Here is a 22,150-nt window from a genome sequence, read left to right as displayed (position 1 = left end):
ATAACCGCTCCCGCGTGAAAGAGCGTTTTTCCCTTCCTTCGAGCGAAAGCCGCGAACAGCCCACACAGAATGAGAGCCGCAGCCAGCTCAATGCCATTAATTTGCACGAAATGAAATATGGGAATGGGCTGAAGCATACCTTAGTTAGACATCTAGACCAATGAATGCCACTATTGCGTGAGCTCGTTAGCGGACGCCAGCAGCAATGATGCGTTTCTTATCTCGAATCTCTCCGGCAACAACCGTTCTCGCACTTGCCCTTTTCAATATCATTGTTCTTTTGGTGATGGCGACACGGCATCTAGCTTATCTTCAAAATGACCCGCTGGCGCCCTTCTATTTGATCGATCAAGCCTATCATGGCGAGCTACTGATCGCAGATCGCCAACCATGGCTGCTTCCTTTGCTAATAGGCAAGGCCTTACATGGGCTGTCCGTCGCGGATCGTTATACGCTCATAATGCACGCGTCGACCGCGATCACGACGATTTTTGTCGGTCTGACGGCACTTCCCCTGTTCTTCCTCGTTCGCCGCTTCGGTAGTGATCGCACCGCAATGATTGCAGTCATTCTGCTGTTGGCCAACGCTCAATTCTGCATCTCCGGCCTGTATCTCAACCCGACGGCGCTACTAACCTTCCTGCTGACCTTATTCTTCGCAGTTCTGGTGTATTGGCCGCCTCGGGCTCCCCTAACACTCGCCACCATCGCCGGTTTTTCGGTATTGATCCGCCACGAGGGCCTGATCCTTGCAGCATTCCTCCTATGGATCATCTACTGGAAGTACCGGCACGACCATTCCGGCCGGCCAGCGGCCTTGAAAGCAGTTGCCTTCCTGGCGCTGATCGTGGTCGCAAACTACACGGTCCGCCTGCTGTGGACCGCCGATGCGATAGGCTTTTTGCGCAACACCGGGACCTCCGACAAGTTCTTTTCCTTGCTCAGCTTCAGCCCGGCACGCGTGTTCAGCTATCTGATGGCCGTCCTCAACTACAAAATGGAGAAGCTCGATGTAATCGCCGCGACGCTCCCCCTGCCGCTGCTGGCTTTGGTGCCGATCGGGGCCGTCGCCTCCTTAGGAAAGCGCTCGGGAGCGGGCTTTATCATGATGTACCTCCCGCTCTACGAAGCGGTGGTCCTCATTTATCTGCTGGTCCTTCCGGTCAGCACCTATCTTCTGCAGAACTACAGCGCGGCGAATTTGCTGATCGATGTTCGCAACGTGGCGCGATACTATCAGGTATTTACACCGATGCTGTTGTTCTTTGCCGCCATAGGGGGAGCCGAGGCCTACCACCTGATTTCAAGCAAGACTTCAGGCAAATTCGACGCTCAACTCGTCAAGGCCGCTTACGTCATTGTCGCGGTATTCTGCATCAATCAGCAGTTTCTGCTGCAGACTTCGTATCGGTTTCAATTCGTTAACGCCGAACCGCACGCTGCCGAAGCCTTCGAGACTGCCGACTGGTTCAGGGCCAGACAAATTCGAAGGACACCAATCGGAATGATCGCGCCCAGTCTCCATCCAGTCCATTTTGCGATCATGTCCGGCAACAACGAAGTCAATTGCTGGGGAGGCCAAAGCGATCCCAACTGGAACTGCGAGCAGGCCGGAAGAGCCTCCGCAACCAACCTACTGCAGGCCGGCGATCAATATTTTTCTTACGCCTTGATCGAGACAAGCAGTCCCCTCACTCTCCCGGCCAGCTCATATACGGCCGTATTCACCTCCTCCGGCGGACGCTACACGATCCTGCAAAACATTAGGCCGGCCGGCGCAACACCGCATTGATGGACTGGGCGAACACCTGGCCGCGATCCGCCGAGTCCAATAGCCTTGCGACCGACGTAAGCAACCAGCTCGCCGAGCGGGCCGCATGAGGGAAGCCGGGAGAATACAATAGCGATGTCGTCAGCATGCTGCCCGCCTGCAGCGTCGCATGCGCGAGGCCGCCGGCGGCTGAGAGCTCGACGATTTCGAACCCCGCGTCACGGGCGAGCTTCTCCACCCCGTAGCGGGTGAAGCGGAAGTAGTCGTGCGGCTGACCGTGAAGATAATAGAGGAACGGCACCGAGAGGATCAGGACACCGCCCGGTTTGAGCACACGTAGCAGCTCGGGAAGCGCCGTCCACGGCTGCGGCATGTGTTCCAGAACCGAGCAGCAGAAGATGGAGTCAAAGGTGCTGTCCGGGACCGGCAGCAGTCCTTGCGCGTCGGAGACGAAATCGAGATCCGGATGGGTGGGGAACGCGTCCGTTGCGAAGTAGCTGCTGGCCCTAGAGCGGATCGCGGCGCGCCAGGCCAGCCTTCCGGCACCCAAGTCCAACGCGCTACCTTTCACGTGGCGATGGATCATGGGCAGAAGCGCACCGTAGGCGGTACGGTGGTCGACCGCAAGGTCCCAAAATACGTCGGAGCCAATCGTCCGATCGCACACTTCGTTCCAGCGGCGCTGAAGCCAGCCAAGCACGGCCGATCATCCTATGGGGCTAGCCGGGGCAGGCGCGCGTCCAGGCCAAGCCAGATCCACAGCGCTCCCCGGTCGTCGCACTTTTTTGCCGCGTGGTCAGCCCAGCGCCGCGAAAGGACGCCCTGATTGAGGAAGCTCGTTCGTGGCGAGACCGGCATCGGAAGCTCCCGCAGCCATCGCGCGATCGGCGCGCCGAAGCCCTTCTTCGGTCGGTGGAGAATGTCCTCAGGCAATCGGTGGCGCAGCGAACGCTTCAGGATCCACTTGCTCACGCCCTTGCGCAACTTGACGTCAATCGGCAGGCGCCTTGCGAACTCCACGACATCATTGTCGAGAAAGGGGGCCCGGACCTCGAGCGATTCGAGCATCGAGCTGCGATCAGACTTCACCAGAATGTCGTCGGGCAGATAGAGATTGGTGAAGAATTCCAGCGTGCGGTTCGCATCATCACGGGCGTCCGATTGCTCCCATAGCGTAATTGCCTCCTCGTACAGCGTCTCGGAATCGACCTCGTCCTCGAAGAGCTCCGAGATCTCTTGGCCGCTGAGGGCTCCAAGCCAGGCCGCATTCCACATCGACGGCTTCAGGCTAAGTCCTCTCAGGCCGCGCCTGACCTTGAAGTCGAAACTCATGTTGCGTTCGGACAGCGGCAGCCGGCACGCCAGAATGGAGATCGCCCGATGGACCTTGCGCGGAACCATCGTGTGATACGTCCGGGCGAGCCCGAGAATCTTGAAGGGATCATAGCCGGCAAAGAGCTCGTCGCCTCCGTCGCCCGATAGCGCAACTTTAACACTCTCCGACGCGTATTTGCACAACATCGAAGTCGGAACGACGGAACTGTCCCCCATGGGTTCGTCGATCCGCCCGAGCAAAGCGCCGAGCTCCGAGCGCAGCCCATCTAGATCGCAAGTATTGACGTGCCAGTTGCATCCGATCTGCCTGGCGACCCGTTCGGCGTACCTAGACTCGTCGAAGCTAGGCTCGGTGAACCCGATCGAGAACGCGTCGATGGTCTTAGGGTCGCGCGTATCCGCCGCATGCGCAAGGATCGCCGACGAATCCACGCCGCCGGACAGAAACAGGCCGAGCGGCACGTCGCTTTCCAGACGCGATGATACGGATTTACCAAGAAGATGATCTAGCTCGTCGGCCCAATCATCTTCATCTCCGGGCGGGGCATTATCGGGCACAATCGAAAAGCGCCAGTAGGATCGCTCAACCGGAACCGCCAAAGAACCGCGACGACAGTGAGACACGTCGAGTTCGAGCCAACTGCCCGGCCGAAGACGCTGAACGCCAGCAAGCGGTGTCCTGGCACCTGGAATGAAACTGTAGGCAAAGAGCTTCTGGATCGCCAGCCGGTCGATGCTTGTTCCTTCGAGGGAAGGATGTTTGACCAGCGCGCCGAGCTCGGATGCAAAGACAAACTCGCCGTTCTTCATTGCCCAAAACAATGGCTTCTCGCCGAACCGGTCTCGAGCCAGGAGCAAACGATCCTTAGACCTATCAAAGAGTGCGAAAGCAAACATGCCGTTGAGCTTGAGCAGGAGATCGGCGCCCCACTCAAGCCAACCATGAAGCAGCACCTCGGTGTCGCTGTGCGAGGTTTGGAAGCGATGCCCACGCGCTTCCAGCCCCGACCGGAGTTCGCGGTGATTGTAGATTTCGCCGTTAAAGATGACCGTCAGCCTGCCGTCCGGAAGAGACATCGGTTGAATGCCCCCATCAATATCCAGGATGGCCAGGCGTCGATGCGCAAAATGAACGCGTCTCATGGGGTCGGAAAAGAAGCCCTCCCCGTCGGGGCCGCGATGAGCGAGCTCATCACCCATCGCCTTTAAGGCGATTGGATTCTCCGGTCCGACAAATCCCGCAATTCCGCACATCTCAGTTGCTCTTGACGTCGAAATTGAGCCTGTACCTCACATCGTAGATGCGCTTGCTCTGCGATTCAAAATAGATTCGCACCATTAGCTCAGCGAGCAAACCCATTAGGATGCACATCGTGCCAGTTATGGCACACAGAGAGACAAGAAGCGGCAGGGGGGTCTGGATGAATGTGATGCCGTCAGCGAACTTGAGCCAAAGCGAGTAAATGCCTGCGAAAAATCCAAGAGTAAAAAATGCGACGGCGGCTCCGCCAAAAACATAGATTGGCTTTGTTTCGTAACGCGTCAGAAATTTAACCAACAAAAGATCGAGCACTACCTTGAACACGCGCTCGAGCCCGTATTTTGATTTGCCGGCTCGCCGAGCATGATGCATGACTGGCATTTCGGTCACCCGCCCGCCCTGCCAAGCCGCATAGATCGGGATGAAACGGTGCATTTCTCCATAAAGGCGAAAGCCACGTAGGAGATCGGCTCGGTACGCCTTCAGTGTGCAGCCGTAATCGTGAAGCGAGAGGCCAGACAACCAGGAGATCAGCAGGTTTGCCAGTCGAGACGGGAAGTTTCTGAAAAGGGCGTTATCCTGCCGATCCCGACGCCAACCCGACACGACGTCAAATCCCTCCTCCATCTTGGCTAGGAGGCGGGGAATGTCGGCCGGATCGTTCTGCAGGTCGCCGTCCATAGGCACGATGATATCACCTTCGGCCGCGTCAATTCCGGCCATCATCGCAGCTGTTTGGCCGCAGTTTCTGGCAAAGACAATCACTTTGAAGCGTGGATCAGAAGCTGCCAAACGCTCAAGACGCTTTCTCGATTGGTCGGTCGATCCGTCATCAACCAAGATCACTTCGACATCTCGATCCAAGGTCGAGCTTACTTTTACGAGCGTGGCGTAGAGCGGCTCGATATTGTCTTCTTCGTTGAAGATGGGAATTACGATGGATATCTTCCCCGGGCGGCGGACCGCTTCAGTCATCTCGGGAATTGACCCTACGTCCCTCATAACAGCATCCCTTCGCACCACGTGATGAGAATGACTTAGAGCATCCAGTTTTTGGCTTTGGGCACACTCCTTTCGGACCCAGAGCTGTTAAGTCTCGGATGCAGGACGACCGCCCCAGCTTTATGCCCTCGTACTTCGAACTAGAAAGCCTAGTCAACTGTGGTTGACTAAGCTATTCAATCATCAAAGATTTTCCTAGGCTCTCCTGTCTTGCCTTCTCACGAAGTTTCCGATAACGACGACGATAATCTTTCGGCGGACGAAGATGTCGAATACTGCTCAGACGATGTACCGACGCGCGCGCAAGGTCATGCCCGGCGGGACGCAATTGCTCTCAAAGCGGCCGGAAATGTTCCTGCCGGAGCAATGGCCGACATATTTCAAATTGGCCAAGGGCGCTGAAGTCGTCGATCTCGACGGCAAGACCTATCTCGATATGAGCTATTGCGGCATCGGCGCCACCATTTTGGGCTTTGCCGATCCCGACGTCGATGCGGCTGTGAAGACCGCGATCGACATGGGGTCGATGTCGACCCTGAACTGCGCCGAGGACATCGAGCTCGCGGAGCTGCTGGTGGAGCTGCATCCCTGGGCCGACATGGTGCGCTTCGGCCGCGCCGGCGGCGAGGCCATGGCGATCGCGGTGCGCATCGCGCGTGCGGCGACCGGTCGCGACATGGTGGCGTTCTGCGGCTATCACGGCTGGCACGACTGGTATCTCAGCGCCAATCTGGGTGAGACCACCGCGCTCGACGGCCATCTGTTGCCGGGCCTCGACACCAAGGGCGTGCCGCGCGGCCTTGCCGGGCTGATGCACCCTTTCCACTTCAACAAGCTCGACGAGATCGAGGCGATCGTCGCCGCACATGGGGAGCGACTCGCCGCGATCGTGATGGAGCCGGTGCGCTCCAGCGAGCCCGAGCCCGCCTTCATCAAGGGCATCCGCGCGCTCGCCGACCGCTGCGGCGCCGCGCTGATCTTTGACGAGGTGACCTCTGGTTTCCGCATCAATTCCGGCGGCGCCCATCTCGCCTATGGCGTCGATCCCGACATGGCCGTATTCGCCAAGGCCATCGCCAACGGCTTTCCGATGGCCGCAATCGTCGGCCGCGCCTCGGTGATGGACGCAGCACAAGAGACTTTTGTCAGCTCGACGGCGTGGACCGAGCGCGTCGGCCCGGTCGCGGCGCTCGCCACGCTGCGCAAGCATCGCGAGCAGCACGTCGCCCGCCATTTGATGCGGATCGGCACGCGCGTCCAGAAGGGCTGGACCGAGGCGTCGCAGGTCACCGGCATGCCGCTGCATGTCTCGGGCATCTCGCCGCTCGGCCACTTTGCCTTCGACCTGCCCGACGCGCAGGAGGTGCGCACGCTGTTCACCCAGATGATGCTCGATCGCGGTATCCTCGCTACCGGCTCGTTCTACGCGATGTATTCGCACACCGACGCTCATGTCGATCGCTACCTGGAGACGGTGACGGCAGTGTTCCGAGAGTTGCGCAACGCTGTCGACCAGAAGGCCGTCAAGCAGCTACTGCGCGGCCCCGTGGCGCATTCCGGGTTCAAGCGACTGACCTGATCAGGCCGTCACCCCAAAGATATCGCGCACCACATTGCGCGAGTTCGGCGATCGCGTCGCCTTGGGATAGATGCCGTGCAAGATGCTGTCGGCGGCAAGCGCGCCGCCGTCGATCACGATCGCGCCCGTCGACACAAAGCTGTTGTCGCCCACGGCGGTCTTGCCGATGATGCGGCTACCGCCATACATCACGATGCCGCGGCCGAACGACGGGTAGTCGTTGTAGAGGTTCGCCCCGACCGTGCAGTTGTGGTAGCAGATAAAATAGTCGGAATAGCTGGCGCGGCCGAGCACGGTGCCGACCGGATGCTGGACCGCGAAGACGTTGGGCAACTCCACCTCGTAGAACGCGTCGAGCGCATGCAGCGCCTTGTTCAACGCATAGGCCTTGTCGGCGATGGGGTGGCCGGGCCGCTCGCGAAACGCCGAATTGGCGAGGTAGTAAAGGAAGATCGCGTACTGGTCTGAGTGCCAGTGCGAGAACCGCGCCTCGTCATTGGCAAAGAACCCCTTCAGCCGCACCCGCGAAAAACAATGATCGATCCGGCCAAGCGCGAGGTCAATGAATTTCGGGAGGTCGCCGAGATCGGTGCCATCAGGGAACAGGTTCTCGAACTGCTTGCGCACATAGAGGGCGAGATCGTTGCGGGCAAGCGAGAGCTGCATGGTGCTAATTCCTGCTTGAGGAGCTGGCGCGCACGTCGAGGCCGCGCGAGAACAGATGGCTGCGCAGCTTGATCGGGCTGTGGTCGGTGAACAGGAACATCGAGGAGATCGCGACCGCCGAGGCGCCGGCCTCCAGCGCGTCGATCGCATGCTGCAGCGAACCGCAGCCGCCGGAGACGATCAACGGCACGCTCAGGACGTTCGCTGCCTTGTGGATCAAGTCCAGGTCGTAGCCACTCATGGTGCCGTCGCGGTCGATCGAGCCGAGCAGCACCTCGCCGCAATGCAGATCCACGCAGCGCTGCGCCCATTCGATCGGGTCGAGCGAGACATGCTCGCGGCCGCCGTCGATGAACACGCTGGCGTGGTTGGGGGCGATCCGCTTGTAGTCGATCGACACCGTCATGCACTGGTCGCCGAAGGTGCGCGCCGCCTCGCGCAAAAAATCCGGACGCCGCACGGCTTCCGAATTCACCGACACCTTGTCTGCCCCGGCGCGCAGCAGCATGTTGACGTCGTCGAGCGTCTTGACCCCGCCACCGACGGTGAAAGGCATGAAAATCTCTGCCGACATTTGCTCAATGATGTCGACGACGCGGCCGCGCGAGGCCGCGCTCGGCACGATGTCGAGCACGATCAGCTCATCGACGCCGTAATCGTTGTAGACCTTCGCCGTCGTCACCGGATTGCCGGCGGCGCGCTCGTTCTCGAAAAAGCGGACATATTTGACGAGCCTGCCGTCACGCAGCAGGAATTTTGGGATCAGGCGCTTCTTCAGCATCGCGAGGACTTCAGGGATTCCAGCGCAGGAAATTGCTCATCAGCTCGATCCCGGTATCCTGGCTCTTCTCCGGATGGAACTGGGTAGCGGCAATGTTGTCGCGCGCGATGATCGCGGTTACCGGCTGGCCGTATTGGGCGTAGCCGACCACGTCGTTCGCATCCCTGCAGCGCATGCCGAAGGAGTGCACGAAATAGAACGCCAGATTGTTCTCGCGGATATTGGCGAGGATCGGATGGTTGCGCTCCTTCGCCACCATGTTCCAGCCCATATGCGGGATTTTCAGCGCGGGATCGTTTGGCATCAGCCGCAATACATCGGCATCGAACCAGCCGAGCCCGCGATGCGCTATGCCGAGGTCGGCATGCTCCTCGGAATTGTTGGCGAGGAGCTGCATCCCCAGGCACACCGCGAGGAACGGCTTGCCCTTCTCGCGGACATGGCGCTCCAGCATCTCGTCGATGCCGCGGGCTCGGATGTTGCTCATGGCGTCGCCGAACGCGCCGACCCCGGGCAGGATGACGTGGGAGGCATCGGCAATGGCGTCGGCGTCATGGGTCACGACCGGATCGAAGCCGCAATATTCGACGGCGTTCTTCACCGAGCGCACATTGTTGATGCCGTAATCGACGATTGCTACGCCTGACATCGCCTGCTCCCCCGCGGCACGATCATCGCGCCGCCCATTGACCCTCGCCTAGCCTTTGCCGCCGCCGATCTCGACACCCGGATGGTTCGGCCAGGGCACCCTGGTGTTGTCCCACTTGTCCATGTCGGGCATGCGGCGGCCCGGCTCGATCGTGTTCGGCGAGAACTGCCACGGGCTGACCTCGTGCTTGATCGCGATGCCCAAAAACTGCTCCTCGGTCAGATTGAGATAGTCGAGGAACAGATCCAGGCTCGGCGGGCGCTTGCCGTCGAACTCGCGCACCAGCGCCTCGCCCTGCTCGCGGGTCATGCGCTTGTTGCGGATGTCAATATTGGCGAGATGGTTGGTCCGGCCCATGCCGCGCTTGATGTATTTCAGATAGTCGCGCACGCCCTGGAAGAAGCACTCGATCTTCTCGTAGTCGTATTCCGGCGGAATACCCTCGACTTCCTGGCCCTTCCAGCCGAGCTCGCGCTTGATGATCTCGACGTGCTTCTTGGTGTCCCACTTGATGTAGCTGCCGAGGCAGATCGAGCGGCACTTGATCCGCATCAGCTCCTTGCGCGGCGGATAGACGAACGGATAGAGGTCTCGCTTCGCAACGCGGCCGCCGAGGAATTCATACATGTCGTCGGCGGTGATGCCGAGATTCATGGCGCGGTTGAAGCGCTTCTCGTCGACCTCTTCCATCTCATCGTAGGAATAGAACGACTGGTATTCTGCGAGACTCTCGCCCCAGAACAAGAGCGGCGTCTCGTAACGGATCGCGATCTGCATCGTGTGGGCGTAAATGCCGGTGTGGCAGTGCCAGCAGAAGTCGCCGCGGCGCTTCAGCGATTCCAGCATCAGCTCGCGCACTACATGCCAGTTCGGCGTGAAGTTCAGCACGTCGACGCCTAGCTGCTTGAACACGCTGGTGTTGTTCTCTTCGATCAGCGGGCGATAGAACCAGTGGTCGAAGCGCACCACCAGCGGCTTCAGGCCGAGTTTCTTGACGACGTACCAGAGCTGGAAGACGCTGTCCTTGCCGCCCGAATAGGGCACGATGCAGTCGTACAGGCCCTTGTCGCGGTATTGCGCCACCAGCTCCATCATCTGGTCATGCCGCTCGTCCCAGTTGATCTGGGTGTCACGGACCTCGATCTGACGGCAAACGCTGCACGAACCGGCTTCGTCGAATGATGTGGCCTCCGCCGTTTCCGGCAATAAGCATTTGCTACAGCTCAACATTTCGGAGATTCTCGCGATTGCATGACCTGCTGTCGGCTTACCACGCCGTCCACCCCCCGTCGACCGCAATGCACTGTCCGGTCACGTATGCGGATAAGTCACTCGCCAGATAGGCCACAGCGCCCTTCATATCGTCCTCGCTTGCCATGCGTGCAAGCGGCGTTCGGGCCACATAGCGGCTCAAAAACGGCTCCGGCGTCGCCCTGAAGACGCCCCCCGGCGCCACCGCATTGACGCGCACCTTTGGTGCCATGGTGGTGGCCAGCCACCGCGTCATTTGGATCAGGCCGCCCTTGCTGGCGGCATAGGCGGCGGGGTTCCCGAGCGGGGTTCCCACGTAGAGCCGCCAGTCAGGCCCGGCGAGGCCGTAGATGGAGGAAATATTGATCACACTGCCATGGCCCGATTTGGCCAGGTCCTCGGCGGCGGCCTGGATCAGGACGAAGGGCGCCGTGAGGTTGACCTCGATCGCCCGCCGCCAGGTCGCATCCGACTGCTGCTCGAACGGCACGGCCCAGCCCTCGAGCCCGCTGGTGCCGACGAAGGCGGCGCAATTGACGATGATGTCGATGCCGCCAAAGGCCTCGCGGACCCGCCGCGGCAGATCCTTCACCGCATCGCCCTGCTCAAAATCGCAGTCGAACATGGCGGCCTTGACGGAGTGACTAGCGGTCAGCTTCGCTGCCGCTTCAGTGCCCGCAGATGCCGCGATATCGACCAGCGCGATGCCGGCACCGAGCTCGGCAAGGCCGGCAGCAATAGCGCGGCCGATATAGCCGGCGCCGCCCGTGATGACGGCGACCCGGCCGTCGAGCGACATCATCTCGCGGAGCGAACGTTCGCTGCTCATCCAAAGATCCTCTGGAATTCGTCGGAGGCACGTTGAAGATCGTCCAGCCGGCCAACGTCGATCCAGTATTCCCGCAATGGGAAGACGACCGACGGCCTGCCCTTGTCGATGGTGCGCTCGATCAGCGTCGGCATATCAACGGCTTCGTTGGCGTCGAGATGATCGAGCACGGCCGGATCGAGCAGATAGACGCCGGCATTGACGAAGAATTTTTGCGTCGGCTTCTCGCGGATGCCGAGCAGGCGGTGGTCGTCGAAATCGATCACGCCGAACGGCACGGTTACCGAATGCTCGCGCACGCAGACGGTGGAGAAGGCCTGATGCTCGCGATGATACTTCAGCATCTGCTCGAAATTGACCGTCGTCAGCAGGTCGCCGTTCATGACGAAGAACGGCTGCGTCGGCCGCTCCGGCAAGAGCGACAGGGCACCAGCGGTGCCGAGCCGCTCGTTCTCCTGGAGATAGTTGATCTCCACACCCCAGGCCGAGCCGTCGCCAAAATAGTCGCGGATCATGTCGGCCTTGTAGTTGACCGAGATGAAGAACTTGCCGAAGCCGGCCTTGACGAAGCCGCCGAGCACGGTCTCCAGGATCGGCTTGTCGCCGACGCGGATCAGCGGTTTCGGGACGTCGTCGGTCAGCGGCTTCAGCCGCGAGCCGAGGCCGCCGGCCATCAGCACGACCCAGTGATCAGATTGCTGCGCGAGCGCGAGATCATCGATTAGCTTGACCTCGACCACCCGCCCGTCCGTGTCGACGAGCGGAAGCTGATGGATCGAATGCTTGCGCATGAGATTGAGCGCGGCCGGATTCGAGATGCCGACCGGCGCCGTGATCGGCGTGCGGTTCATCACGAGGCTGACGGAGGCATCGAGGCTCGTGCCGGCGAGCAGCGCGCGCCGCACGTCGCCGTCGGTGACGGTGCCGACGATCTTGCCCTCGCGCTCGACGATGGCGAGTTGCAAATTGCCCTGATCGATCCGCCGCAGCGTTTCGATTAGAGCGGTATCTTCATTGACGACGAACGCGCCCTTCATGACAAACCAATCCTATTCGTTGCCGGCGAACCCGCCGGCCGCGACATCCTTTGTAACCACCGCGCCCGCGGCAACGACGGCTCCGGCGCCCACTTTGACGCCGACCAACACGACGGCACCGGCGCCGACATGGACGCTCTCGCCGATCGACACACCCCCGCACAACACCGCCCCCGGCGCGATATGCGCGTGATCGCCGACGTTGCAATCATGCTCGACCACCGCGCGCGAATTCACCAGCACGTTTCGCCCAATCCGCGCCGCCGGCTGGATCACCGCCCCCGCCATCAGCTGCGCGCCGTCGCCGAGTTGTGCATCGGAGGCAATGACGGCGGACGCATGCGAAATGACCGGAAACTTGTAGCCCCGCTCGGCAAACCGATCGAACAGCGCGCGCCGGCCCGACAATCCCGAATCACTGCGCGAGGCGCGATTGCCGAGACCATTGGCAAGCTCGACCTCACCTGGCGCCATCTTCAAGACGTCGTCGTCCGATCCCGTGATCTTGACGCCGCCGATGGCCTGGCCGATGCGCGCGGCGTCGGGGTCGGCGACGGCTGCCGGACGGATGCCACGGCTCAGCAGCGCCTCGATGACGACGCGGGCGTGGCCGCCGGCACAGAGCACGATCAGGCTCATGGCTCCAGCGCCTCATTGGCCGCATAGTCGCGCGAGGCCGTTTTGCCGAGATAGCTCCAATATTCGATCGGGGGAACGCCGTTGCCCGGACGCTTGACGCCGAGATTGTCTTCCGTGAAGCGCTCACCGACGCGCACCGGGCGCAGCGCGATCAGGCTGCGGCGCGCCACCGCGCGGTTTGGAATCTCCTCCGGCGCCGGCACCTTGCGGCCGTCGCCGAGCGCGGCCTCGACGTCGCGAATCGAGGCAATCATCGCCGCCATCTCGTCCGGCTCGATCGAGGCGCGATGATCCGGTCCCGGCAGATTGCGGTCGAGCGTCAGATGCTTTTCGATCACGCTGGCACCAAGCGCCACCGCGGCGGATGCGATGTGAATGCCGCGGCTGTGATCGGAGAAGCCGACGGGCAGACCAAAGGCATTGCGCAGTGTCGCCATCGCACGCAAATTGATCGACTCCGGATCGGCCGGGTATTCGGTCGTACAATGCAGCAGCGTGACTTTTGCGCGCAGCTCCGTCCAAGTCGCGCGGTCCAGCAACAGGCTTGCGAAGTCGGCGAGCGACGGGCGCGCCGTTGCGTCGCGGAGATATCCGAAAGCGATGACGCCGAGCGCCTGCTCGACTTCGGTAAGCGTCCCCATCCCGGTCGAGAGGATGATCGGCAGGCGAAACCGTGCCAGATGCAAGAGCAGCGGCGCGTTGGTAAGATCACCTGAGCCGACCTTCAGCGTGGACACGCCGACGCGGCGGACCAGATGCGTGGCGCTGTCGGCGTCGAACGGGGTCGACATGTAGGTGATGCCGGAGGCCGCGCAGGCGGCGGCGATCTGCCCCTCGTCCTCCGTGCTGAGCTCGAGCGCGCGCAGCATGTCGAGCTGCGACTGCGCCTTGCCAGTGGTCACCTGCTGGTAGCTCGCCTTCGCCGCCTCGGCGGTCGCGAGCTTGTCGGCGCGGAACGACTGAAACTTGACGACGTCGGCCCCAGCCTTTGCGGCCGCCTCCACCAGCGCCAGCGCGCGTGCGCGATCGCCATTGTGGTTGACGCCAGCCTCAGCAATGATCAGGGTTTCGCGATGCATGCGTTTTGTAGCCGGGGCGAAGCGAAATCCCCGCCCATCAAGCGGTTGTCTTAGTCGAGCGCGCTGGTAAAAGCAACGCAAGCGGGCGGTTTGCAGTGTTCCCTAAAGGCGCTGAAAATAGCCCCCGCCGGGTAACGAATCGCGCCGAATCGCCATCGGCCTGAACGCAGGATTGTCTGGTGCCAATGACCAACTCGCCCGAGATATTGTTCCTGCTGGTCGGCCGCGGTGGATCGAAGGGCCTGCCCGGCAAGAATCTGCGCGAGATCGGCGGCCTCAGCCTGACCGGCTACAAGGCGATCGCCGCAAAACAGTCCCGCTACTGCTCGCGCCTGATCGTCTCCAGCGACAGCGCCGAGATCCGGAACGAGGCGAAGCGGTATGGCGCTGAAATTCTGTTCGAGCGGCCGGCCGAGCTTGCGACCGATACAGCCTCCTCCAATGACGTTGTGCTGCACGCCATGGATTGGGTCGAGACGCATGAGAAGCGGCGCTACGACGCCATCATGCTGCTGGAACCCTCCTCGCCCTTCGCGACGCCAGAGCACTTTGACGAAGCGGTCGAGCTGTTCGCGGTGCGCAAGGCGAGCCTCGTGGTTGGCATGCGCGAGACCGAGGTCTCCTCGATTTTCGTCGGCACGCTCGGCACGGACGGCTCGATCGGCGGCATCGTCGAGAAGATGCTGACGACAAGCGCGCAGCGGCGCCAAGACCAGGCGATCGAGGTCACCATGAACGGCGCGCTCTATCTCGTTGGATGGGACGCGATGCGCAAGCACCGCAAGATCTACGCCGATCCGTCCGCGAGCTACGGCATCATGATGGACCGCATGCACTCGATCGAGATCGAGAGCGCGGCCGACCTCGCCTACGCCTCCTATGTCATCGAGCACGGCATGCTCGATGATTCGCCTTGGCGGCAGCGAGCATGAGCAAACGCCGCCGCATCGCCGTCGTTACCGGCTCGCGTGCCGATTACGGTTTGCTGCGGGGTATTTTGGCGCGGCTCAAGGCGGCCGACGACGTGGCACTGAGCGTAATTGCCTGCGGCATGCATCTGGTGCCGCGCTTCGGCGAGACCTGGAAGATCGTCGAGGCCGACGGATTTTCGATCGCGGCGAAGATCGATCTCGCGCTCGACGACGATCGCGCCGAGACGGTCGCGCGCGGCACCGGCATCGGCGTGGCGGGCTTTGCCGAGGCGCTGCCAAAGCTTGCGCCCGACGTCCTGGTCGTGCTCGGGGACCGCTACGAGGTGCTGGCCGCGGCCGTCGCGGCGACGCTTCTCAATATTCCGATCGCGCATATCCATGGCGGCGAGATCACCGCGGGCGCCTTCGACGATGCGATCCGTCATGCCATCACTAAGATGGCCTGCTTGCACTTCGTTGCGGCCGAGCCCTATCGGCAGCGCGTGATCCAGATGGGCGAGCAGCCTGATTTCGTCTTCAATGTCGGCGCGCCCGGTCTCGATCTGGCCGACAGCACGCCAAAGCTGACTCGCGCCGAGTTGTTCACAAAGCTCGGCATCAGCGGCCCCGAACGCTTCCTGCTGGTAACGCTGCATCCGACCACGGCGCAGCCCGAGGCCGACGCCGCCAATGTCACGGCCCTGCTCAGTGCGCTAGCGGAGGTCGATGACCGCAGCATCATCTTCACGGGCGTCAACGCCGATCCCGGCTATCGCGCCATCGACGATGCTATCAAGGCGTTCGTCGCGGCGCGAGGCCATCGCGCCCATCACTTCAGCTCGCTCGGCAGTGAGCGCTATTGGGCCGCGCTGCAGCTTGCAGACGCCGTGGTGGGCAACTCCTCGAGCGGCATTTTGGAGGCGCCGGCTGTCAGCGTGCCCTCGATCAATATCGGCGACCGCCAGAAAGGCCGGCTGCGCGCCGCATCGATCATCGATTGCCCCGCCGATTCGGCGGCCATTCTGGCGAGCCTCCGGAGCATCTTCGAGGGCCGGTTCCAACCCGATCCGGCCCACATGCCGCCCTACGGCCGCGGGGGTGCCTCCGAGGCCATCGCTGGAACCCTTCGAAGGATCGACCTCAAGGGCGCTCTCCCGAAGCATTTCCATGATTTAGCTGCCAACCGGGAGCCAGCCGGAACGACCGTATAAATCAGGCCAATTGTTGCCTGCGCACCGCCCCACGCTGTATAGATCGGGGCGAGCTTGAGAGAACCGCGCTCGTTCCGGAGAACGCGACATGACGACGATCGATTCACTTTCCGACTTGACGCCGGTGGCACGCGCCGTCGAGATTGGTGAACTTCCGATTCCGCCCTATCGCGGCAACACGCTTCCCGCGATCGACTATGACGCGCATCCGGCCTATGGCGGCATGCTGCCGAAGCCGACCTTTCGCGAACGGCTCTATGCGTTGAACGTGTTCGCGCGCACCTTCGCCTTCGTTACCATCCGCCGCATCGTCGACTATGACAACATGCCGCTCCTGACCAAGGAGGCCGGCTTCAGCGGTCTCAATGCAAAAACAGCGCTGCGCTACATCTCGATGTTCGCGGGCATCCGTGCAAACCGCGCGATCGGCTGGCTGACCGGCGCGCGCCGCCCCGCGACGCCAGCGAACCCGGCGCTGCTCAACAAGATCAAATCCGACGGCATCGTCTGCCTCAACCTCACGCCCGATGAGATCGAGCAGATCCGCGGCGTGACCAATCCGGGCTTCGTCAAGCTCGACGAGCGCCGCGCCAACATTCCGCCGGAGAAGCGCAAGTTCGACGACAACGTCTACTGGTGCACGCGCTCGGCCGATCCGCAGGCGTTCGCAACCGTCGAGTCCGTCTTCAAGCGCTACGGCATTATGGAAGCGGCGAGCGCCTATCTTGGCCGCCCGGCCGGCGTGAAGCACGTCAATGCGCAGATCAACGACCAGGATCTCGCATTCTGGAAGCGCGTATTCCCGGACACGCAGCTTGCCGACCCCTGGGGCAGCTATCTGCATATCGATGCCACCTACGGCATGCTGAAATGCGCGATCTACATCCATGATATCGGTCCGGACGGCGGCCCGTTCTGCTACATCCGCGGCAGCCAGAATGCGAAGATCGGCTGGTTCGAGGGCATGATCCGCCGCACCAACGATTTCTCCGGCTTCTCCGGCCGCCGGCCTGACGCGCGCAAGAAGTTCATGGCGCTGCCGGCGTTCCTGCGCAAGAAAGCCGACTTCGGCGGTGACCTGCCCGACAATTCGCCCGAGGTGGCGCGGCTGCGCGAAGGCCACTTCGCCGCAACCTCGAACTATGGCAATTGCGTGCTGTTCGACGGCAACGGCATGCATCGCGGCGGCATGGTCAACAAGGGCGAGCGCCGCTGCCTGTTCATCCTGCTCGCGGAAGTCTGATGCGAAGCTTTGCTGCCCGGCTCAACAAGCGCCGCGCAGCTTGCTCGGACGCTTGAGATATTCGGCAAGCTGCTCGGGGCTGAAATAGGCTGCCTGGCTGCGCAGCGAGCTGTCCTTGCGGATGAAGGCAAGATCGATCTGGGCGAGTGCGCCATCGAGCGAGCGCATGTGCCCTTCCAGCACGTCATAGACCGCAAAGCCGGCGTCGTCGCAGAAGCGCACGATGTCGGCGAATTGCGGGATGCCGTGCCGCATCGGCATCATGGTGGTCTCCAGGATCATGAGATCGATTTCGCTAATCCGCGTGCCCAGCCCCTTCAGCACCTCGATCTCGGCACCCTGCGTATCGACCTTGAGGAACACCGGATGCTCGAGCGTTTTGGGCAACAGCGAGTCGAGCCGCCGCATCGGCGTCTTGCGCGCCTCGCCGTCGAGCGCCTTGCCCTCGACCTGCGCGAAGATGCTGGAGCCCGAGATGTCGTCATGGACGTTGAAGGTGATCTCGCCATTCTCGGCACCTGCCGCGACCAGGAAATATTCGGCGTCAAGCCGCTGCTTGAGCTGCTCCAGCAGCGGGCGGCATTCCGCCACCGGCTCGACCAGGAAATATTTGGCGCGCGGGAACGCGTCATAGATCGGCGATGTGCCGAAGGCAATGCCGACGTCCACCACCGTCTTCACATCGAAGCCGAGCGACTTCAGATGCTTGAAGAACAGACTGAAATTCCTGACCGGCGCGTTGGTACGCATCAGGCGCAGGCCGATCGGTTCCAGGACGTTGTTGATGGCCTGAAACGCGGCAGAGACGAATGTCTTCATGAAGCGAGCGCCGGTTGGGCAGAAGCCGAGGTGGAGGATCGCGATCGCAAAATGCCTCTACGAACAATGCATTTGCCACAGTTTGCAATCGACTGGTCGGTTTGGTAGATCAGCCCGGCAAGCCGGTCAAGCGACCGCCCCGTCGGCAAAGACAGCGACATCAGCATGAAAGTTCTCGTGACCGGAAGCTCCGGCTTCATCGGCCAGGCACTGGTGCGGCGGTTGCGCGCCGAACATTGCGACGTCGTGGGGCTCGACAAGGTTCCGGCCGAGACCACCGACATCGTGTGCGACATCCTCGATGCCAACGGCCTGACGAAGGCCGTGGCCGGCACCGCGCCGGACGCGGTGGTTCATCTCGCCGCACGCATCGATCTCGACGAGAAGGCTGACCTTTCCGGTTACACCGCCAATATCGAGGGCGTTGCAAATCTTGTCGAGGCCGTGCGGCGCACGCCGTCCGTGCGGCGAGCGATCTGGACCTCTTCGCAGCTCGTCTGCCGCGTCGGCTATGTGCCGGCGAACGACACCGACTATAAGGCCGACACGTTGTACGGACAGAGCAAGGTGCGCACCGAGCAGATCGTCCGCAGCGCCGATGGCGCCGGACGCGAATGGTGCCTGGCTCGCCCCACCACCGTCTGGGGCCCCGGCATGAGCGCGCACTACCAGCGCTTCCTGCACATGATCGAGCGCGGCCATTACTTCCACGTCGGGCACGGCCCGCTCTGGAAGTCCTACAGCTACATCGAGAACATCGCCTTCCAGTATTGGCGTCTCCTGAGCGTCCCAACAGACCAGATCCATCGCCGGACGTTCTATCTCGCCGACTACACGCCGATCGATCTCATCGCGTGGTGCGACGCGTTTCAGCGCAACTTCGGTGCGCGCCCGATCCCGCATCTGCCGGCCGGCGTCGCCCGCACGCTGGCGCTCTGCGGCGACGCGGTGAACGCGATCGGCTTGAAACGATTTCCCTTCAATTCGTTCCGCCTCAACAACGTGCTCACGCAGTATCAATTCGATCTCGCGCCGACCGCGGCGGTCTGCGGCCCGCTCCCCTGCGATATGCAGCAAGGCGTCGCGGCGACAGTCGCGTGGCTGCGCAACCTCTCGGCGCGCTGAATCAGGTCGCGAGGGTGTTGACCCCGAGCTTGCCGGCGTCCTGCGGCGCCCGCGCACGCAGATTAGCTAAATCAAGCACCAGCCCGGTCGCCAGCATCGACGCCAACACCAGGGCCGAATTTGCCATGCCGAGAGGTCCCTGAACCGGGCTGAGAAGGACGCTGGCAAGCACGAACACGAGCAGCAGCAGCGGCGTCATCAGGCCGGAATGCCGGCTTCCGGCCGCGCTCCAGCCAGCCAGGCCGCCCCAGATCGCGACGTAGACGATGGCGCCGACGAGGCCGAAATCGATGAAGGCCGCGGCCCAGGCGCTCGGGAAGAAGCCATAGATCAGCGCCTCCCGCTGCTCCACCTCCATGACCGCCACTTGATCGCTACCCGGGAAAAATATCCGCAACAACGGCGACAGCACACCGACCTCGTACACGCCCCATTGCGGCGTGAACTTGTCGCGGGCGTTCCAGACGTGATCAACCGTCCGCACACCATGGGTCAGATAGAAATAGGTGCTGAGGCCGATCATCGCGCTGCGCGGCGAAAGGTAACCGGAGTCGATTGCCGAGATGACATAGCCACGGGGTTGGACGTTCCAGGCCTCCAGCATCGCATCAAGAGCCGTGGCTATCGAATTCGACTTCTGGGGCAGCCACGTCGCCGCCTGTGCTTCGGCGAGCCGTTTGCTAAGCTCGGCCGCAGTGATCATCTGGGTCGCCTTCGGCCGGCGGGTTTGATCCACTAGGGCTCGGTTGTCGGCCCGAGACGTTAGACGTTCGTTCTTCCCCTCCTGCAATTCGGCGATCAGAGGCGACATTTGGATGCAGAAATTCTGTCTGCTGGTCCAGATCGCGCTGGAATAGACCGCGAACAGGCCCACCGCGATGGCGGTCTTGAGCACGAGATAATGGCCACGCGGCACGAGGGTTCGCCCCTGCGTGACGCGCACCAGCATCGCCATCGCGACCAGGACGAGGACGAACAGGATCGGCATCCGCCCCGAATAGAGCAGCGCATAGCCGACCGGCGAGACGATGGACAGTTGTGCCAGCGCAGCCGCCCATCCCCTGATTTCTTCGCCTTTCAGCAGAAACAGCACGATGGAGACGAATCCGAAGGAGAACATCGCGTAGCCGCCGTAGAGCAGCGGCGTCCGCCGAATCATCACAGAATCAACCAACTGAGGCGCGCAACGCAGCAACTCGGAATAGGCACTATTGTTCACCCCACTCAGCACCGTGCGATCGAAGGCCACCAGCGCAATTCCGGCGATCCCGAGCAATGACGCGGCCATGACCCCCCTATCCAGCACCCGTGCGGAAAGGTGTGACGATTTTGCCCATTGCTCGGACCAGCGATCAAAGGACAGCTTACCTACGTGATAAGAGAGCAGAAAGATCGCTAGCGCGATCACAACCACCGAGAGCACAATGGCAGTCGGTTGCCCTGGATAAGCGATTGGCCCGCCGGCAACCAAGAGAAGAGTAATAGCCCAGATCACAACCATGAGAATCGCGGGGGACGCGAGGCCGCTGAGCAACGGATTGAGCCGCTGTTGCGTGTTGCCGTTCAAGGAATGCCCTCGGATTACGATTCAGAATTGCTCTGACGTCGAGATACCGACTAGCCTTCACGGGTAGAGCATATCGGGGTCGCTGGGAAGGCCAACGGGCTGAGTTCCGCCAGGTTCCCTAAGGCTTTCCCGCATCCTGTGGCTCGCGAAGCCCACCAAGGACAGGAACAGCGTGGCGCTGGCAATCCCGCCGGCGAGGGCCGCCCCGTAAATACCGAGCCCAGGGACCAGCGCCACGTTCAACACTGTCGCCACCGCGGCCGAACCGAGATTGCAGATCAGGAGAAATTTGTCCGACCGGGCCGCGTAGAGAGCGTAGGACGGCACATCCGCCAACATGCGCAGGAACACGCCCGGCAGCATGGCATAGAACACACCGATGCTCGCCGCATAGGATGACAGCCCGAGCAACGCCAGCATCGGCGCCATGGCAAAGGCGGACAGGATCATCGTCGCGCAGACCAGCGCCAGCATCGACCAGAAGAAGGAGCGCAGCGCCGCGCGATAGGCATCCGGACCCGCGCCATAGGCCGCGATGACTTTTGGCAGGAACTGATGCGATACCGAGCTGCCCAGCGACAACAGACCGATCAGGATCGTCGAATAGAACGTATAGATGCCGAGCGCGTCACGCCCGACGAACGCGTCGATGACGAAGCGGTCAACATAGGAAATGACCAATGCTCCCGCCGCCGTCAGCATGAACGGACGAGCGATCCAGAGGCCCTCGCGGATGTTCTTGAGATCCGGCCGATATCCCCTCAGTTCGCGCCAGGGCAGCTCGGAGAGCGAGAACGCGGAAAAGACGATCGATGCCACGCCGCCGAGCGCCCACCAGACCAGCACGGTCTGCAGCGTCCGCGTCGACGGCGCCGCGAACATCAGCAGCGCGATCGCGTACACCCAGATTCCGCCGCGCAGGAACACGCAAATGTAGGCGCGCACCGGCCGCCAGGTGATGATCAGGATCCGCGTCGCTTCCAACGAGACATGCTCGGTGACGAGGATCAGGATGAACCACGGCGCAAGACGCGCCGGAAAGGAATCGGCGGCGATCGCACCGGCCACGATGATGCCGACAGCCACAAGCGCCGCCGTGCCAAGCACCATCTGGTCCGCAATGATGCGCGCGCGCCGCTCGGGCGTCGCCGGCACCAATTCGCGCAAGGTATAGGAATAGAACTCCAGACCGACCGCGAGCAGCGCGAAAGCCAGCGCCGCGGTCAACAGGCCGTATTGTCCCATCTCGGCCGGCGACAGCATGCGCGCCAGAAGGAGCGACAGCAGGAAGCGACTCGCAAGCGTCAGCGCACGCAGGACCAGCGCCGCGACTGTACCAGCGACCGCCGGGCGCGTCACGAGGTCAAGTAGACGCATCGCGCTGTTCCATCTCCC

At 62.0% G+C, this 22,150-nt stretch carries 20 protein-coding genes; 6 read left to right on the top strand and 14 right to left on the bottom strand.

Features of this window, described 5'->3' with window-relative positions:
* The first annotated feature begins 205 nt into the window (after nucleotides 1-205).
* Nucleotides 206-1,792, top strand: a complete 1,587-nt coding sequence (locus ACNJYA_RS13070; RefSeq protein ID WP_439403053.1) for a hypothetical protein — start codon at nucleotides 206-208, stop codon at nucleotides 1,790-1,792.
* On the opposite strand, the gene ACNJYA_RS13065 is transcribed toward ACNJYA_RS13070, so the two are convergent.
* From ACNJYA_RS13065 to ACNJYA_RS13055, 3 genes are read right to left on the bottom strand one after another with little or no spacing between them, the layout of a single operon-like run.
* The gene (locus tag ACNJYA_RS13065) at nucleotides 1,764-2,471 is read right to left on the bottom strand and encodes a class I SAM-dependent methyltransferase (RefSeq protein WP_260380012.1); all 708 of its coding nucleotides are present in this window, start codon (nucleotides 2,469-2,471) and stop codon (nucleotides 1,764-1,766) included. The genes ACNJYA_RS13070 and ACNJYA_RS13065 overlap by 29 nt on opposite strands.
* Nucleotides 2,472-2,482: 11 nt before the next feature.
* On the bottom strand, nucleotides 2,483-4,360 hold the full coding sequence (gene asnB, locus ACNJYA_RS13060; RefSeq protein WP_439403052.1) for an asparagine synthase (glutamine-hydrolyzing): 1,878 nt from the start codon (nucleotides 4,358-4,360) through the stop codon (nucleotides 2,483-2,485).
* A gap of 1 nt (nucleotide 4,361) precedes the next feature.
* The gene (locus tag ACNJYA_RS13055) at nucleotides 4,362-5,342 is read right to left on the bottom strand and encodes a glycosyltransferase family 2 protein (RefSeq protein WP_260380014.1); all 981 of its coding nucleotides are present in this window, start codon (nucleotides 5,340-5,342) and stop codon (nucleotides 4,362-4,364) included.
* A 292-nt stretch (nucleotides 5,343-5,634) separates the two neighbouring features.
* Here ACNJYA_RS13055 and ACNJYA_RS13050 point away from each other — a divergent pair, with 292 nt between their 5' ends.
* Nucleotides 5,635-6,948: an aminotransferase class III-fold pyridoxal phosphate-dependent enzyme gene (locus ACNJYA_RS13050; protein WP_439403051.1), complete on the top strand. Its 1,314-nt coding sequence runs from the start codon at nucleotides 5,635-5,637 to the stop codon at nucleotides 6,946-6,948.
* Here the strand turns inward: ACNJYA_RS13050 and ACNJYA_RS13045 are convergent, their stop codons facing one another.
* From ACNJYA_RS13045 to neuB, 8 genes are all read right to left on the bottom strand, one after another.
* Nucleotides 6,949-7,614: a hypothetical protein gene (locus ACNJYA_RS13045; RefSeq protein ID WP_260380016.1), complete on the bottom strand. Its 666-nt coding sequence runs from the start codon at nucleotides 7,612-7,614 to the stop codon at nucleotides 6,949-6,951. It abuts the gene before it with no gap.
* 4 nt (nucleotides 7,615-7,618) lie between these two features.
* Nucleotides 7,619-8,395: an imidazole glycerol phosphate synthase cyclase subunit gene (locus ACNJYA_RS13040; RefSeq protein ID WP_439403050.1), complete on the bottom strand. Its 777-nt coding sequence runs from the start codon at nucleotides 8,393-8,395 to the stop codon at nucleotides 7,619-7,621.
* Between the two features lie 10 nt (nucleotides 8,396-8,405).
* Complete coding sequence (gene hisH, locus ACNJYA_RS13035; RefSeq protein ID WP_439403049.1) at nucleotides 8,406-9,044, bottom strand: imidazole glycerol phosphate synthase subunit HisH; 639 nt, start codon at nucleotides 9,042-9,044, stop codon at nucleotides 8,406-8,408.
* Between the two features lie 48 nt (nucleotides 9,045-9,092).
* Nucleotides 9,093-10,250, bottom strand: coding sequence for an N-acetyl sugar amidotransferase (locus ACNJYA_RS13030; RefSeq protein WP_260380019.1), 1,158 nt, complete (start codon nucleotides 10,248-10,250; stop codon nucleotides 9,093-9,095).
* 61 nt (nucleotides 10,251-10,311) lie between these two features.
* On the bottom strand, nucleotides 10,312-11,124 hold the full coding sequence (locus ACNJYA_RS13025) for an SDR family oxidoreductase (protein WP_260380020.1): 813 nt from the start codon (nucleotides 11,122-11,124) through the stop codon (nucleotides 10,312-10,314).
* Nucleotides 11,121-12,161: a nucleotidyltransferase family protein gene (locus ACNJYA_RS13020; protein WP_439403048.1), complete on the bottom strand. Its 1,041-nt coding sequence runs from the start codon at nucleotides 12,159-12,161 to the stop codon at nucleotides 11,121-11,123. The genes ACNJYA_RS13025 and ACNJYA_RS13020 overlap by 4 nt, the downstream gene beginning before the upstream one ends.
* Before the next feature lie 12 nt (nucleotides 12,162-12,173).
* The gene (locus ACNJYA_RS13015) at nucleotides 12,174-12,800 is read right to left on the bottom strand and encodes a NeuD/PglB/VioB family sugar acetyltransferase (protein ID WP_439403047.1); all 627 of its coding nucleotides are present in this window, start codon (nucleotides 12,798-12,800) and stop codon (nucleotides 12,174-12,176) included.
* A complete protein-coding gene (gene neuB / locus ACNJYA_RS13010; RefSeq protein ID WP_439403046.1) occupies nucleotides 12,797-13,879 on the bottom strand; it encodes an N-acetylneuraminate synthase in 1,083 nt (360 codons plus the stop codon). Before neuB ends, ACNJYA_RS13015 begins: the two co-directional genes overlap by 4 nt.
* 185 nt (nucleotides 13,880-14,064) lie before the next feature.
* On the opposite strand from neuB, the gene ACNJYA_RS13005 reads away from it, so the two are divergent.
* The 3 genes from ACNJYA_RS13005 (at nucleotide 14,065) to ACNJYA_RS12995 (ending at nucleotide 17,244) form a co-directional block, all read left to right on the top strand.
* Nucleotides 14,065-14,811, top strand: a complete 747-nt coding sequence (locus ACNJYA_RS13005; protein WP_439403441.1) for an acylneuraminate cytidylyltransferase family protein — start codon at nucleotides 14,065-14,067, stop codon at nucleotides 14,809-14,811.
* On the top strand, nucleotides 14,808-16,001 hold the full coding sequence (gene neuC, locus ACNJYA_RS13000; RefSeq protein WP_439403045.1) for a UDP-N-acetylglucosamine 2-epimerase: 1,194 nt from the start codon (nucleotides 14,808-14,810) through the stop codon (nucleotides 15,999-16,001). The genes ACNJYA_RS13005 and neuC overlap by 4 nt, the downstream gene beginning before the upstream one ends.
* An 88-nt stretch (nucleotides 16,002-16,089) precedes the next feature.
* A complete protein-coding gene (locus ACNJYA_RS12995) occupies nucleotides 16,090-17,244 on the top strand; it encodes a hypothetical protein (RefSeq protein WP_439403044.1) in 1,155 nt (384 codons plus the stop codon).
* 21 nt (nucleotides 17,245-17,265) lie between these two features.
* Here the strand turns inward: ACNJYA_RS12995 and ACNJYA_RS12990 are convergent, their stop codons facing one another.
* On the bottom strand, nucleotides 17,266-18,063 hold the full coding sequence (locus ACNJYA_RS12990) for an FkbM family methyltransferase (protein ID WP_439403043.1): 798 nt from the start codon (nucleotides 18,061-18,063) through the stop codon (nucleotides 17,266-17,268).
* Between the two features lie 165 nt (nucleotides 18,064-18,228).
* Here ACNJYA_RS12990 and ACNJYA_RS12985 point away from each other — a divergent pair, with 165 nt between their 5' ends.
* On the top strand, nucleotides 18,229-19,188 hold the full coding sequence (locus ACNJYA_RS12985; protein ID WP_439403042.1) for an NAD-dependent epimerase/dehydratase family protein: 960 nt from the start codon (nucleotides 18,229-18,231) through the stop codon (nucleotides 19,186-19,188).
* A gap of 1 nt (nucleotide 19,189) precedes the next feature.
* Here ACNJYA_RS12985 and ACNJYA_RS12980 read toward each other — a convergent pair whose 3' ends face one another.
* The gene (locus tag ACNJYA_RS12980; RefSeq protein WP_439403041.1) at nucleotides 19,190-20,755 is read right to left on the bottom strand and encodes a hypothetical protein; all 1,566 of its coding nucleotides are present in this window, start codon (nucleotides 20,753-20,755) and stop codon (nucleotides 19,190-19,192) included.
* 57 nt (nucleotides 20,756-20,812) lie between these two features.
* On the bottom strand, nucleotides 20,813-22,132 hold the full coding sequence (locus ACNJYA_RS12975; protein WP_439403040.1) for a lipopolysaccharide biosynthesis protein: 1,320 nt from the start codon (nucleotides 22,130-22,132) through the stop codon (nucleotides 20,813-20,815).
* Between the last annotated feature and the right edge of the window lie 18 nt (nucleotides 22,133-22,150).

The organism is Bradyrhizobium sp. BLXBL-01 (assembly GCF_051853025.1).
GTDB lineage: Bacteria > Pseudomonadota > Alphaproteobacteria > Rhizobiales > Xanthobacteraceae > Bradyrhizobium.
This window is presented reverse-complemented; position numbering and strand designations above follow the sequence as displayed.